General features: G+C 51.9%; 7 protein-coding genes. All 7 read right to left on the reverse strand.

Annotation, left to right across the window (positions count from 1 at the left end; all coding sequences use genetic code 11):
- Nucleotides 1-52 precede the first annotated feature (52 nt).
- Nucleotides 53-2,053, reverse strand: a complete 2,001-nt coding sequence (locus ACK8NJ_RS08680; RefSeq protein WP_411962352.1) for an SWIM zinc finger family protein — start codon at nucleotides 2,051-2,053, stop codon at nucleotides 53-55.
- A complete protein-coding gene (locus ACK8NJ_RS08685; RefSeq protein ID WP_411962353.1) occupies nucleotides 2,050-3,186 on the reverse strand; it encodes a VWA domain-containing protein in 1,137 nt (378 codons plus the stop codon). The genes ACK8NJ_RS08680 and ACK8NJ_RS08685 overlap by 4 nt, the downstream gene beginning before the upstream one ends.
- The gene (locus ACK8NJ_RS08690; RefSeq protein WP_411962354.1) at nucleotides 3,179-5,458 is read right to left on the reverse strand and encodes a DUF5682 family protein; all 2,280 of its coding nucleotides are present in this window, start codon (nucleotides 5,456-5,458) and stop codon (nucleotides 3,179-3,181) included. Before ACK8NJ_RS08690 ends, ACK8NJ_RS08685 begins: the two co-directional genes overlap by 8 nt.
- A 10-nt stretch (nucleotides 5,459-5,468) precedes the next feature.
- Nucleotides 5,469-6,557, reverse strand: coding sequence for an ATP-binding protein (locus ACK8NJ_RS08695; protein ID WP_097767189.1), 1,089 nt, complete (start codon nucleotides 6,555-6,557; stop codon nucleotides 5,469-5,471).
- A gap of 573 nt (nucleotides 6,558-7,130) precedes the next feature.
- The gene (locus tag ACK8NJ_RS08700; protein ID WP_001559439.1) at nucleotides 7,131-7,436 is read right to left on the reverse strand and encodes a hypothetical protein; all 306 of its coding nucleotides are present in this window, start codon (nucleotides 7,434-7,436) and stop codon (nucleotides 7,131-7,133) included.
- Nucleotides 7,437-7,496: 60 nt separating this feature from the next.
- Nucleotides 7,497-11,129, reverse strand: a complete 3,633-nt coding sequence (gene yehI / locus ACK8NJ_RS08705; RefSeq protein ID WP_411962355.1) for a DUF4132 domain-containing protein YehI — start codon at nucleotides 11,127-11,129, stop codon at nucleotides 7,497-7,499.
- Between the two features lie 9 nt (nucleotides 11,130-11,138).
- Complete coding sequence (locus ACK8NJ_RS08710; RefSeq protein ID WP_411962356.1) at nucleotides 11,139-14,888, reverse strand: DUF4132 domain-containing protein; 3,750 nt, start codon at nucleotides 14,886-14,888, stop codon at nucleotides 11,139-11,141.
- Between the last annotated feature and the right edge of the window lie 5 nt (nucleotides 14,889-14,893).

The raw sequence follows: 14,893 nt of genomic DNA on the forward strand, positions 1-14,893 counted from the left end.
GTGGCGTGAGCAGTCCGGAACTGGAGTGGAACTCTTAGTAAAAAGCACTATTTCATCCTTGTTGCTGAAGCATGGGGAATAATTGTTCGCAAATCAAAACACCGTTATTCATTGCTTCTACCCGTGCCTCGCTTTCTGTATTACGAAATTGTGCCAACACATGTGCCAGCCGATAAAAACCGACCGCGGTGAGGTCATTCGCCAGCAACTCTGCCTGACCAATAGCACTCTGTTCCTGATAGCGCCAGCCGTTATGGAGCAGTTGAATAAGTAACGCCTGGCAGCGCATCAGCAACTGATGAGCGGTAGACGGCACAGGCAAAACGCTGGCAGAAGGTAGCGGTGCCACAGGCGCAGTTTCTGCGTCCAGCGCCCAGGCGCGGGTTTTGGTCATCATTACCCGTGGTTCCAGTGTCAATTGCCCCTCAACAAAACTGACAAAGCCAGAAACCAGACACACGGGGTCGTCTGTTTGTTGCAAAAGCGCCGCCATGCGTTCAACGGCATAAGGCGCGCTGGCTGAGGCTGGCAGTGATAACGTCAGCAGATTATCTTCACCTTCGCCGCTGATTACCTGCGCATCCAGCGTCTGGCGGCTGCTATCCCAACCGAGCGAAATACACTCAGCGACCGGCAGAATAAATAAGTTATCGACCTGATTAAGAGGCCGTATGCAGGCGGGGGGACGCTGGCGTAAATATTCCCGCAAAGCCACAATGCCCGGCTGGCGCAATGGCGCGCTCAACATTTGCCAGGCGTCTGGCGACAGCGGCACAACGCTGCTTAAGCGGTTGCGGGTAGCTAACAACAGCTCGCCATCGGCACTGCGTTTTGCTGCTTGTGAAACAATTTGCCCACCTGCCAGTGCGCCAGCCAGAAAACTAAACAGCCGACGCGTCGCTGCCGGTGAGTTTTCCTGTTCGCTTCTCGGCCAACTACGCGAAAGATGCAAAATACTGCCAGTGTCGGGATCGGTAAACCAGATGCGTAAACCATACTGCTCAATATCCTGCCAGCAACGCATACCTAAAGACACCAGCCGCAGATGATCAAGCTTTGCTTCTCCGGCAATGCCAGCGCCAACGACCGTGCGCCACGGCATCGGAGGAACTTCACCAACACTGTCGCGCCGCGCCATCTCTTGTGCGCAATTTAATCGACTGTTTAATGCCGCAAGCTGACGTAAGCATTCTCCGGCATGATAGTGGCTGGCGCGGGCGTGGAAGGCATCAACGCTGGCGCGCAGTTGCCGTAGCGATTCACTCACCCATCGCCAGTTGCAGCGTTCCGCCGCTTGCTGCGCGCGGCTGAAAGCAGCCTCGTAATGAATAAGCGGCTGGCTGATGCCGCCAAGCCATAACGCCTGGCTTAATTGCTGAACATATTGACGACACGCGTCGCCCTCATCGTTGGCAAACGGATCGTCAGATGATGTGACGTGTTCGCTGCGCATCTGCCAGATTAAATGAGTAAATTCCGCTTGCTGCGCTTTGGCCTGGACAAAGGCCTGTACTGCCAGTACGACATGTTCGCAAAGTGTTCCTTCAATACAATCACAGCGTGCGAAACGAATGCTGCTGCGGGAATAAAAACGTACATCGCTCATCGGTAAGCGGGCAGAGGGAATTTCGCCCGGCGTACAGAACAACTCAATGGTGATGCCTTTAGCGACCAACGCCTGTGCGCGTTTGCGGGTGGCATCGGGAAGGGTAGCCAATTCTTCCAGCCAGATTGCCGGATCCCACTCTTCTTCTTTTTCCGTAGGCTGGGCGTTGGCACAAAGCCGTTGATAACTTAACACCAGCATCACGCGATGACGGCACATGCCGCTGGCCCCGCAGGTGCACTGAGCCTCTTTCAGTGCCTGACTGTTCGCCAGCTGGGTACGGACACCGTCACTGAAGGTGGCGATTAAAGCGCCGTTCTCATGGCTGATCTCCGGGACGTTGCCATTTTCCAGTTCCTTAAGACTGCGCTTAACAAAACCGGCATTGCTTAACGCCGTCAAAGCTTGTGGTGTCAGTTCTAATAATTCCGGACGTAGTGAATTCATGACTGAAGATTCTCCGCAAGCCATGATGCCAGCTCGCCCGGTGTCATGGCGGCTATTTGTGCGCCGACATTAACCAGCGCCTGGGCCGTATCGTGGTCATAGCAAGGTGTTGCGGTGCTATCGAGCGCCGCCAGTCCCAGTACTTTGATGCCGCTCTGGACACACTTTTTCACCTGATGCGTCAGTAATGATGATGAACCCCCTTCGTAAAAATCGCTCACGAGGATAATGACGCTTTTCGCTGGTTGTTCAATAAGTTGCCGACCATATTCCATGGCACTGGCAATATTGGTTCCGCCGCCTAATTGCACTTTCATTAATAACTCTACCGGATCGGCAACGTCTGCCGTGAGATCAACCACGCTGGTGTCAAACGCCACCAGATGGGTACGAATGCCGGGTAACTGCCATAAACAGGCCGCCATCACCGCAGAGTGGATCACCGAATCGACCATCGATCCGCTTTGATCAACCAGTAAGACCAGTTGCCATTGTTCGCTTTGGCGTTTAATGCGGCTGTTAAAGCGGGGGGATTCGATATACAACTTGTCGTGTTGCGGGTGCCAGTGTTGCAGGTTGGCGCGCAGAGTACTTTTGAAATCAAAGTTTCGCGCCAGTGGAATAAATGAGCGGCGACGGCGATCGCGGACACCAGAAAAAGCCTGACGAACTTCCTTTGCCAGTCGCGCCATAATCTCTTCAACAACCTGGCGCACTATCCGGCGGGTGGCAGCCAGCACTTCGGGATTCATCAGATGTTTGGTGTGCAAAACGGCGCGTAGCAGGCTTTCAGAAGGCTGCATACGTTCCAGTACGTCGAGATTCGTCACCACATCTTCAATGCCGTAGCGCAGTACGGCATCGCTTTCCAGCCGCTCGATCACCTGTTGCGGAAACAGCGTGTGAATACTGTTGATCCACTCAGGGGTGGTGAGATTTGAGTCACCTAATCCACCGGAGCGTTCACCACGCTGGAGCCGTTCAGGATCGCGCCCATACAACCACTCCAGCGCGTGGTCTATCTGCCGGGCGTTGTCATCCAGCCCACAAAGCGTCGTTTCTGCCGCTTCGCCAAGAATTAATCGCCAGCGTTGTAGCTCACGGGTGGTCAGAAGATCGTTCAGTTCAGACATGGAAAACTCCCCAGTGTTGCAGCGATGCCAGTGCCTGCTGTTCGAGTTGTTGATGATGTGCAATGGCTTGCGGTGGACAATGCAACGGCATTTGCAGCGCTGAAACGGGAAGCTGTGCGAGCTGGTAATGCTCAAGCACCTGATGCGCCAGCGTCCCGCGTTCTCGTGGTGGTAGCCAGGCCATCGCCGCGCGTAAATCGGGCAGGGCGTTAATAAAATCGTCGTCACTCAGTTGATTTAAATGACTACTGAAACCGGCGATAAATGCCGGCTGACAGGCCAGTTGATGGCGGGCCAGCGCCAGCAAACCGTGCAGCGCTTCGCCGGATTGTGCCGGGGATAATTGCGCCAGCACTGTCAGCGCCGCTTCGGCACTGGCTTTGGGATGTTCCAGACGCATCAGTGCGCCAAGAGCCGCGCCGCGATCCAGCGCCGAGGCATGAATCGCCTGACTGCGGCGCTCCAGTAAGGCTACCGCCGCAGAAAGCGAAACGCCGGGTAAATTAACGCCGCTATGTAGATCGCGCAGGATATGGCAAAGCGCCTGCCAGCTATGCAGGTGAGCGTGAAACTCCTTTTCCTCCGGTCTGCCGTTGGATTCACACAGCCAGAGTGTGCGATCGATAGCCGCGCATAACGTCGTCTGTAATATCTGCGCGCCTTGCATACCGCTAATTTCATCCAGCCGCCATAAGGCGTATAGCACTTCCAGCGCCTGGCCCATTTCGGCAAACTGATTTTCCTGGGCGATTAATAATGTAAGTTGCTCCAGTAATTGTTGACTGAAGGACGCCAGACCCGCTAACGCCGCCTGGCTAAGACATGTGGTGATACTGCCGATTCCACCCGCGTCCAGCATATCGGCTTCTAATTTATGGCGTGCGGCTTCCTGGAGTGTTGCACCAAAGCAGGCGGCCTCAATCAATGCCGCATGCTGGCTAAGCGGGCGGGTTAATTTCCAGCGTTCTTCACCGTTGCCTGCAAGTGTCAGTGTGCTTCCCTGCTGGCGTACAATCCCTGGGATCTCCAGTATTGCCAGCCGATGTAACACCTGACTTTGCGCCAGTCCATCGGGGGTAAAGCGATTTAAAGTAAGCTCCGCCGGAAAAGAGATTCCTGTACGTTCCAGTTCGCAGGTGACATCTTTTGGCAGAGGCGGCTGTGGCGTAGAGGGGGCAAGTTTACCGAATCCGTCACCCGCTAATGTGTCTATCAACGTTAGCAGAATCGGATCGGTATCGGGATGAATAACGCCGCGATAGCTCCACGGCAACGGCGCATTCAGGGCTTCTTTAATCAGCGAGCCTGCTATGGCATCCAGCCAGTCAGTGCGTAACGGTAGTGTATGACCACGCAACTGTGCCAGAGCCATCGCATGCAGATGAGCGGCAGCCATATCCGCTGTCGAAGCAGGCAAGTGGTGCTGGCGCAAACGGGTAAGAACCGTTTTCAGCAGTTGTTCACCTGCCTGCTGCAAGCCCCACCGCCAGCACCAGTTTTGCCAGACCGGGGCAGGCATACCGGAAAGGTATCCTGCCAGCACATCAAGGCGCTTTTCACTGTAGGGTGTGAGATAACAACCTGTAACGGCATCTGCCAGCGAGGGCAATTCTGGCGTGTTAATTTCCTGCGGGCATTCGCGCCACATTTTTGCCAGTACCGGAGCGTGCCAGCCACCGCAGACAACTAACACGTCGCCATTATTTTGCTGCATCGCCCATCCAATCCAGCGGGCCATAAAGGCTTCGCGCTGACGATTGAGAGCATCTCCGGGGGAGTCGCCCCGCAGTTGGGCAAAATAGTGCGCCAGTGCAGAGGGTAATGCAGTTTGCTGGCTTTCATCTTCGAACAAGTGATCCCACAGGGTGTCGCTGTTATCCATGCGGGTGGCACGCAGCAGCAAGGTCTGGCTTTCCTCTTGCGTATCAGGCGAATCGTCCTCTTCTTCACTCTGTGCCCAGCAAGGCAAATCGATGAAGTAAGTTTGTGCCTGAATACGACGTGCGGCTTGTAGCGCCTGCCACTCCGGCGAAAATTCAGCAAATGGCGTCCAGGCACCACGCCCGGGGGCCGCACCGTCCTGATACTGGCAATAACTGTAAATAGCTACCGGAAGCTGGTGGGCTAAAAACAGTTCGTCTACCCGGTCATTAAAATCAGCCGGGCCTTCAATCAACACGTATCGTGGCCGCTGGCTTTCGATTAACGATTTCACCAGCCGGGCGCAGGCCGGACTATGATGCCGGATGCCGACAATTAACGGCTCGCTCATGCATCTTTCCTCACGGCAGGCGGTGGCGGGCTTGATAATAAGCCTGCCAGTGAGCTTCTTTATGTGTGGCGACACGCTGTTCGAAGTAACGGCGCAGACGAGCGCGATCTTCTTCGTTATCTTTAACGATGGTTCCGGCAATACAGTCCACCAGATCGGCTGGCTCACCTGCGCGATTCGCTAAAAACCAGGCGCGGACGCCCACTGCGTGGGCCACGTTCACGGCTTCAGCGGTGGACATAATTGCCGTCAGGGTATCCATTGACGTTTTCTTTTCGCCGTTGGCACGCAGATCGCGGAAGGTGCGGACCAGTAACTCCAGTACCGCGTCAGGCACTTTATGCGGAATACAGCTATGGGCCAGCAAACGCGCCGAAGCACTGGCGACCAGTTCCAGCTCCTGGGCGAAATCCATAATCGGAAAGACGGTTTCAAAATCGAAGCGACGCTTTAGCGCGGCACTCATCTCATTGACGCCGCGATCGCGGGTATTGGCAGTGGCAATAATATTAAAGCCTTCCCGCGCATAGAGCTGACTGGCTTCACCGGTGAGTTCCGGCACCGTCATCACCCTGTCAGAAAGCATACCTAACAGACAGTCTTGTACTTCCAGCGGTGTACGCGTTATCTCTTCAAAACGGACGATTTTGCCGTCGCGCATTCCCTGGTAAAGCGGGGCAGGGACCAGTGCTTCCGTTGACGGACCATGGTTGATAAGCAGGGCGTAGTTCCAGCCGTACTTGATTTGATCTTCAGTAGTAGATGCGCCGCCCTGGATGGTTAACCCGGCATCGCCGCTAATAGCGGTTGCCAGTAATTCAGACAGGAGAGATTTTGCGGTGCCAGGTTCCCCCACCAACATCAAACCGCGCCCGGTGGCAAGAGTGACTAACATACGTTCGACAGCGGAGGGACTAATCACCACTTTACGGCTAATATTTTGCGCTCTATCGCCAAGGATAAAAGCACGGGCCGCAGGCAAACTTAACTGCCAACCGGGCGGGCAAGGTGCATTATCATTTTGTTTTAATTTTGCCAGTTCATCGGCGTATAACACAGCAGCAGGCGGACGCTGCAGATGATTATTCTGCGGTGACATATATTCATCCCTGAAATGTATTAATGAAATAAACGATATTTTACGCGCAATAAATGTTTGGCGCATTAGTTGTTTGAGCGAAAAATATCTGGAAAGCAGATCACAGTAAATAAAAAAACCTGCTGGTGAGGCAGGTTCTTTTATTTACTACAGTGACGCTAACTTGCTGATTGTGCAACATTTCGTACCAACGAATAAATTATAACCATATCCACACTCCATTGCAATTCAGTGAATGAGATTTATAATCCTGCCCGTTGGGAAGTTGCGCCGGATCGGACCAATTTTAAGTCCTGGCTACCGGACGGGTGGTGCCGCAGGCGGTGCCCTGATCCGGAGAGCAACGTTTCGTACCAACATACGTAAACCAGTATCGACAGGCAGTGTAAGGGTAAGGTGCTGGTGTTGCGCTCCTTAATAAGGAGAGCGGATGGACACGCTGACACAAAAGTTAACCGTGCTCATTGCTGTACTGGAGCTATTAGTGGCTCTGTTACGGTTGATTGATTTGTTGAAGTAACGGGCAAATTGAAACGCATCTAAGGGGGAATACCGTTTCCCCCTTTAATAAAGCTATTTTTCTATTTGTTGGTTGAATATATTTTGTAGTTCGCGATTAAAAATTGCTATTACAGTTTCAGGTGATTCACCTCGTAATTTTCGCTCATCAATAAACTCATCTCTTATATAAATCAACGCATCATTTATTAGCGGGTCAGCATCATTAAATGTTGGACGTAGCCGGAATCGTTCCAGTCGATAGACGGAACCTGTAAATAATTCAGAGCGTTTATGGATCTCAAGCCTGAAGGAAAACGGCTCTTCAGGTACAGGGGCCTCATAATCGTAAATAGTGATCAGCTCTTTTTGCACGATCATCGCTTTTCCCGGTGGCAGGTCGTGTTAATAACGAGCAGTCGCATCACTGCCCGCTGTGTTTTAATGGAAAATAACGTCGGGTGCGCTTAACGCTTCACTCAAATCAAACACATCAAGTTCGGCAAAAGTGACAGATTTATTGTCACGGTATACACAAAGAGAACGGAAGCTCATTAGCGCTTTGCTATCAACATTGTAGTGGTTAAAACTGGATGAAAACTTAAGGACCAGCCGGTACTCGCCCAGGTCATAGACAAATGCGTTCTCATAGCATGACTCCCAGCCTTTGTATCGCATTCCCATAAGTTGCCCAACGGTAGCAGATTTACCTTCCCAGCGATTCAAACTATTACTGGCTGACTCGTCAGGCGTGAGCAGCACAGTGCGCCGCGTCAACTGGCGAAAAGGCGGCATAATTTCGTAATCGGCAAAAAGCTGTGCAAATTCACTGCGCATTTCTGCTGTCATTTCTAACGGGTGGGCAATGCCAATCAGAGCATCTGCAGGCAGGTCAATGGGCTCATCTTGCTCATTGCAGAACTCCCCCTCTGCGGCCACACGAAAGGCGTTGAGTAAACGACGCGGTTCATTTGCCAGATAAACACCCCATATTAATCGCTGAGTAACCTGGCGGGTAAAGGGATGATTAACAAACAGAGAATGAAAATCTGCCAGCGACCAGCGTCGGGTGGTGCGTAGGGCAGTTTCAAGACGCGGGAGCAGGTTTTTGCTCACCTGAGTCGCATCTTTTTTTAGCCCTTTTAGTCGGGCCAGTGCCTCGGGGGCTTTCAGTTGATCGTCATCGGCGCGCAACCGGGGAACGCTTTTCTGGCGAACGTTTTGTTGATCAAAGATAACCGGGTTGAGGTTTTCATCGAAGCGAACAGTAAACTGCCGGGGACCAAAATCAAAAATCAACGCCTGCGGATCATCAAGACCCAGTGTTGGGACTAATCTGTCCGCTAACTCTTCCTGGCTTAGCCCGCGATTTTCTGCGACCACCTGAAGAAATTCCGCCGCGTTATCACGTAAGGGGCGGGATTTCGCCCGTTGCGATATATGATGCAGCTGTATCAGTGCCATATCATTATTCATCTGAGTAAGTATATTCAGACCACTGACAGCACGGGCAGATTTGCCCTCTTGTGGCCAGGCGAGAATCAGTGTCGTCAGATCCCGTGCCGTGCTTTCGTCGCCAAAGAGACTTAACGCCAGAAATGCCCAGTTGTCTTTTGCGGGAGCACCAGCTTGTTGCCACGCGGTGAAAAGATCCCAGGCAAAGGCTGCCAGCGTTTGCGGCTGGCAAAACGTTTTCAGCTGTTCCAGTCCGCTATAAAAACGTCTGCCTTGGGTAAAGCGCAGCATTTCGCCGATAATTTCCAGAGCGTCATCGGTAACAGGCTGATTATTAGTGATAAGGCGCGGCCTGGACCACATTGCCGGCTGCCAGAAATCAGGGGTTTTTGGAATGCGTGTCGGGTAAATCTCTATTGGACTCTGTTTAAGTAATTGCTCCAGGGCAGGCCATACATCTGTACGCTGCCAGCGGTTTGCCACGGTTTGCAGTAACTCGCCATGTCCCTGTTCGTAAAGTAAACGCAGGGCAAGTAATGCAGCTTCGCTATTATCGCTGGATTTGGTGCAGACAAGAGGGATAAGTGCAGTAGCTGTATGTTCCGGCCAATGTAAAATCCACTGGCGAGCCAGATCACGCTGCGCCGCGAAACGTCGCCAGACGCGGGCAACGGGCAGGGCCAGTTCTGTTGCGCCAAAATTTAAAATTAACGGAAATGTTTCTTTTGGACGATGTGAAAAAGCCAACAGCAGACCTGGTAGAGCATCCAATCCGAAGATACTGAGAAAATAGTCCTCACCCGCGAACAGATGCTTTTTCTCATTGATACGTAGCCAGAAAGTCAAAGCCATCTCACGCGGCAACTGTGCCAATAAATACAGGTTCCAGATACTCTTTTCCCGACGATAGCGTGAGTAGCTGTCATTTTCCCATATGTTAATTAACACTTCTACGTGACCGCTGCGAAGCGCCTGTTCTGCTAATTGTGCTTCCGGGGAGTTCCAGCCATTCAGGATCTCTTCAACCCGCCCCTGGTAGTAATGCCACTGAACAATGAGTGAATTGCGTGCAGCATCCAGTTTTCCGGGGAGTATATAATTCAGAAACAGCCATACATCATCCCCAAAACCCAGTTCCTGTAATACAACTCGTCCACTTTTTTGTTCCATGCGTTCCGCAAGAGATTCCGTGCTGAAATAACGGGCAGACTCAGTGGAGGCAAGCCTCTCTTGTTCGCCTGGTTGCCAGTAAACTTGCGGGGTTAATTCGAGCGGTGCCAAATCAAGACGTGGAGCTGTCATTTTTTTCTTACTACGCCACGGTGGTGAAACGAGGATTTCAGGCAGATTGCTGTTATCGGTGCCATCAATAACCGGTTTGGGCGGTGCCGATAAATAACTATTCAGCACTGCCCGGGCTTGAGTACTTAACCACGGCATCACTTCTGCTGCCAGTTGTGGCTGCGATGCCATCAGCGTTTGTAACAGTGTACGCCAGTATTCATCTCGAGCTTTTTGCTGTGCAGGCAGCTTTTTGTCTTCGATGATTGGATAACCAGGGCGCGCAGGTGGTTCTTTTAGCGCCAGAAGCTCTGCCAGTGCGGCAAGCGTCGCATGGGGGAAATTTTTACTGTATTTAGCTACACGTTGCAGGCTGGGTTTGTTTTTATCAGCAACTAACAGCAGGGTGCGGATGACCTGCGGATGGTTAATTTGTACCAGCAGACTGCCGCAATCTTCTTTATGGGCATACATTGCCAGGCGTGGAACGGCTGCCAGTCCTTGTTCGCGCAAAAGGGCAGCGCAGGCCGCGTAGCCGAAGTGGTTTTCATGCGACATGTAGCTGGCTTCCCGATCGCTAAATATATCCTGGCTCCAGTAGCGTTCGAGTTTTTTCACCGCTCTGGGGTCATTAGCAACAACTTTTAACCACTCCTTAGAATGAAAATGAGTCCGCGGGCATTCAAGGCCTACCAACTCATTGGCGATTTCTGGTTTTTCCGGGAGGATCAGCGCAATAAAAGGGCGGCGAACTTTGGTTATTCCTGGCAGTGCGGCAATGAGTTTGTCGGCGCAACGCTGCCAGCTGCTTTCCTCTGCCAGAGAGAGATGCTTACGCAGTCGGAGATCGAATTCGTTATAGGTTTCTGAGCGATAACCATAGCCATAATCCTCGTCCTGATACTGCAATGTCACTAGCAGAGGATCACTTTCATAACACCGTGCAATAAACTGGCGTGCAATCACCACCTCAGTCGCATATTCCAGTCCCTCTTGTTGGACGATTTCGTCGAGCAACTGTTGGCTATCATTTTGCGCGATACAGGCTAGCGCCGCCATTGTCCGGGCCGGAACTGAGGGTTTGTGTTCTCCGATCAAGTTGATGGCCTGCGTAATGGCCGACTGCCACTCCAGTGAAAAATTTTCATAACGCCAGACAATGTTTTTTTTCTTCTCAGCTTTTTGTAGCAATTCATCACCCAGTGTCTGGATGAGGCTTTCAGTGATAACAGGCACTGGTTCGCCCGGCCAACTGCGATGGCTGAGCGGCGTTTTGCCTTTTTTATATTTCAGTTCCACTTGGGCGTTATCCGCCAGCCACGGTAATTCCTTGTCCATGCTCTTTCCTTATTCAAACAGGGCTTCAATATCGTTAATGAGTTCGCTGGCGGTGATGTCGTCGAGCACGGAGAACTGCGCTTCCTGTGTTGAATTACTCCCCCAGCCATAGCTTTCCGCTTTGCCTTCCCATAGCCACAGCTTACTTAAGAGTTGCTCGGCACTGAGTTCGGCTGGCGACATGCCGACCGCAAAACCTTCATCGATTTCCATGATTAACGACCAGCGGCCCAGCGGTTTGATCATCCAGCCGATCCAGCCACCGTCCTGCGGTTCACCACGCATCCAGCCTTTATTCGCCAGCCCCATTACCCGACCGCTCGGGCATTTTCTGCCTGCCCAGCGGGTCAATTCGCTGGCATTGCGCTCGGTTTCTGTCAGGGCGTAACTGTTACGGTCGAGCTGGCGGAACGGCGGTAGCAGTTCGTAGTCGGCAAAAAGTTGACCAAAGGCGGCAGCATCCGTGGGTGATATTTCCAGAACGTGAGGAATGCCAACAGAGATATCGCCTTCCGGCAGGGTGAAAAGATCATCGTCTGCGGTGCTGTAGCTGTTATCTTCCGCCACGCGAAAGCAAGCCAGTAGCTCGTTTTCGGTGCTATAAACGCCCCAAATCAGACGGCGGGTTAAGTGACGAACCAGCGGATGCTCAACCAGGAAGAGCTGAAAGTTTTCCGGCGACCAGCGGCGGCGCAGGCACATGGCGGATTCCAGCCTTGCTACCTGCTGGGCGGCGACGGTACGCGCATCTTTTTTCAGCAATTTGTAGCGGTTAACAGCATCGTTTGCCTGTGATTCATCATCGCTTTTATTGGGGTTAGGTAAGTCTTTCAGGCGGCTGCCGGAAACATCGCGCACAAACGGTTTTAAGGTTTCATCAAAGCTGACGGTGAACTGCCGTGGGCCAAAATCCAGCAGCAGCGAACCGTTATCATCCAGACCGAGATCCGGTGCTAACCGATCTTCAAGCTCCGCTACCGTCAGTTCGCGACTCTCGGCAATGTCGGCAATTTTTTCTTTTGCCCGCTCCTGTAATGCTTTGAATTTCAGTTTCTGGGCGATCCCGTTAAGCTGCATCAGGGCGATATCACTACCGATAGCAGCGAGAATATCCAGCCCGACGGTGGCGCGTTTATGCTGGGATTCACCAGGCCAGGCGCGAATCAAAGGCGTCAGTTTGCGGGCGGTGTCGTCGTTACCGAGAACACCTAACGCAGTGAACGCCCAGCTCTCTTTCGATGGTGCGCCAGCGGCCAGCCAGGCGGTAAACAGATCCCAGGTAAATTCAGCCAGTGAGTCGGCGGTACAGGCGGCTTTCACCTGCAATAATCCCGGATACAGTGCCTCTTCCTGAGGGAAGCGGAGCATTTCACCGAGGCGTAGGAGGGCGCTATCTGGCAGTGATTGGGCATTTGCTTTTAATACCGGGCGGGTCCAGATCGATGGCTGATAAAAGGCCGGAAGAGTGGGGATTTTTGTCGGGTGATTATCTAAGGGATCGAGCGCAAGCATAGCGTTCACCGCATCTGTTACTTCCGGCTGGTTATAACGCCGGGCGATTTCTTGCAGTAATGGCTGATGATCGTTTTCGATAAGCATACGCAAGGCAGCGCGGGCGTTATCCTGGGCTTCACCGGCTTTGCCGAGCGCCGCAGGCAGTAGGCCGGTAATGGCGTGTTCCGGGTATTTCAGCAGCCAGGTGCGGGCGTCTTGTCGTAGGGTTTTGAGTTTGTTGAAGGCGCGGGCGATCAGTGGCGCTAATTCGATAGCCGCAAAATATTGTGCTACAGGCAGAGCTTCTTGTGGATAGCGTGAAAAGGAGTGAATAAAACCCTGTAACCCAGCGAGTTGCAGGTGCGTCATGACAAACTCGACACCGACGTGTGGCTCTTTACTGAGGACATTCCACGCCTGCGCTGTTTTTTCGATAGGCAGGGCGGCTAACATGTAAAGCTGCCATTCCCGTTGATAGGAGTGCCAGAAGGTTTTAAATTCGCTGATTAGCGCAGAATAATCTCCCCTCTGCCAGAGTTCTACAACAGCATCAGACGCTTTCATATACTGGCCATTATTCCAGCGATTGAAACCCAGACGTGTCAGGTAGTTCTGAATATCCTCTTTTTGGCCGATGTCTATTTGATGTGCGTGCCAGCGATGCCTTGCATGAATCTCTTTTTCTGCCGTCTCGGTCAATGTGCAGCATGACTCCAGCGGTAATGGCGTTAAATCCAATACCGGCATTACAGATTTTTTCTTTTTCGAAAGCCAGGGCGGTGAGACTAATACGGCAGGCAGCATATCGGCGCTGGCATGGTTTGAGGGCTGTGTCAGTTGTTGCTGGCATGATTTCAGCACTGCAACTGCGGGTGTTGAGAGCCAGGGAGTGACCTGTTCTGCTAGTGCCGGTTGCGAGATAAGCATCGTCATCAGCATAATGCGCCAACTATTCTCTTCTTTTTGCGCAAGAAGTTCCGCCAGTGCAGCCAGTGCTGCGTGTGGGAACGCAGCGCAAGCCTTAGTCATTCGTTCATGGCAGCGTTTAGTTTTGCCAGACACACGTATAAGTAGCATTAATGCTTGTGGGTGATTGATCTCTTCGAGAATACTTCCACAAAGATCAGCATAAGCATAGGGGGCGAAGCGAGCGATTCCGGCAATCCCTTGCTCCTGCAAAACGGTGACATTCCAGATGCAACCATGGTAATAGTCATTAAAAAGGTCGTACGCGCAATAAGATTCCAGTGCTTTGAGCAAGGAGGATTCTTGAACAACAAGTTTCAGCCATTCAACAGTTTGGACATTTTTCTGCTTCAGTAACCGTCGTGCGACTTCTTCTGCAATCTCCGGGCGTTCCGGTAGCATTAGCGCTACCATCGGTTGTTGAACGGGAGGAATATCAGGCAAAGCTGTAATGAATTTATCTACACAGCGTTGCCACAAAGTTTCTTCTGCTAGAGCCAAATGCTTACGCAGTCGAACGTCAAAGGGGGTAACACAATGTGCGTGGTTTAATAATGGCTGAAAAGTAATGTGTATGCTTGTTCTGTGATAAGTGCAATCGAACGAGATATATTGCATCGCAATAAACATATCCACGGCAAATTCTAGTCCGTAGACATAGACAATTTCATCCATGAGTTCAGGGCATTCGCCCCAGAATTTACGCGAAACCAGAACAACCTGTACAGCCAACGCAGCAGGAGAAAGTGGACCATTAGCGAGAGCTTCATTGATATTCTGCTGCCAGTTAGCAGAACATGCACTGAAATCGTATGTTGTTATTTTTCCTGATAGATTATGAATATCCTGACCTAAATTCATAAGGAGGCTGTCTTGTGGTTCGCTTACAGCATCCCCAGGAAAACGTCGGGAAGGTAAAGCCTCCTGAGACTTTTTCTCCGATAGATGGATAGTGGAATCATCTGTCAGCCACGGGCATGGTGTCTCAGCAGGTTCAGCAACCATACTTTGGTCAAATACGACAGTGGTTTCTGCCACGCCAGTTGTATCTACTTCGATCGTTTCTATTTTGATTGCGGGTTGGGATGGCGAAGATAATTCTTCCACATACCCCTTCTTCACCTTCTCCGCAATCAGCTTCAGTCCCGCTTTTTCCGCCGCTGCTGCATCCGCAAAACTTTTTACCTGGCTTTGTCCGTTGGTGCCGACTTTACCCCAGTTGATGTGCAGTTCGTTTCCCTGCTGCTCCACCGCCCAGAATTTATGTGATTTTTCGTCCTGATAGATAAAGTGTTTCATTCTGC

The sequence above is a fragment of the Escherichia sp. F1 genome (assembly GCF_046764225.1).
Classification (GTDB): domain Bacteria; phylum Pseudomonadota; class Gammaproteobacteria; order Enterobacterales; family Enterobacteriaceae; genus Escherichia; species Escherichia coli.